The sequence below is a fragment of the Alkalibacterium iburiense genome (genome assembly GCF_039521845.1).
Lineage (GTDB): Bacteria > Bacillota > Bacilli > Lactobacillales > Carnobacteriaceae_A > Alkalibacterium > Alkalibacterium iburiense.
Genome location: NZ_BAAACW010000173.1, coordinates 1 through 875, shown reverse-complemented (window position 1 = coordinate 875; position 875 = coordinate 1). Strand labels below are relative to the sequence as shown.

Sequence of the window (875 nt, the reverse complement as noted above, 5' to 3'; positions counted from 1 at the left end):
TTAGCTTTTGAAAAGGATAATCAGTAGCCATTGGCTTATGTTAGGCAATTCTCTCTCTGTTTTGTTTGTATTTAATGGCTTTTTTGACGTTTATCGCTAGTAGTTTTATACCCAGACAGTGTTTTTTACACACTAAGCCCTTGAAAGGCATGCAATCGACATTATATTTTCTTCTTAGAACAGACGGAACCCCTTCTATGCCATTTCGAAAATTGGCATAAAGAGAAAAATCTTTTTCTTTCATACGTTCAGCTTCTTCTGCTCGTCGAATGCGCATAGGACTAACTATAAAATATTTTGTGTGTTTCAAATGCTTCATTAATTTTTTAAGATTATCTGGACACTGTTGGTAACTTTCATTGTCAATAACGACCCGGTATTTATCTTCTTTTGGGTAATAGGTTGATCGAAGGGGTTTCACCCCATGAGGTAGTTGAATGACTTCTTTTTTTTCTTCATCTATCTCAATACCTAAGTAGGCTGGATTAGGTTTCCGGCCTTTAAAGTCTGTAGTAATGAGATCAATCCCATTGATGTGCCCTAGAGCTTTAGCTTCTTCATTATCGTATGCACCATCGGCGACTATAGTTGTTAATTCTTTCTGTTTTCCGAGTTTTTCTATAGTCTCATAGGCGTAGGCTGCGTCGCTGTGGAGATTCGTATCGAAACTGTATTGAGTAATGAAAGAATAGTCTTCATCAACTGTTTCTACAATATTAGCGATATAACCGATATACCCTTCACCCGATTTAAAGCGATACGTTGCTTCGGGTTCATATGGTGTTTGTAAGCTAGAGGGACTGATCTCTTTACCCTTTTTTACTGTTACTTTGCCTTCTTCATCTTTTTTTGTTTGTTCGTTAAGGACACGACAA

General features: G+C 37.1%; 1 protein-coding gene. It reads right to left on the bottom strand.

What is annotated here, in order from left to right:
- Positions 1–40: 40 nt before the first annotated feature.
- Positions 41–875 (bottom strand): hypothetical protein (locus ABDZ53_RS12810; RefSeq protein WP_343757139.1); only part of this gene is annotated, 835 nt, incomplete at its 5' end.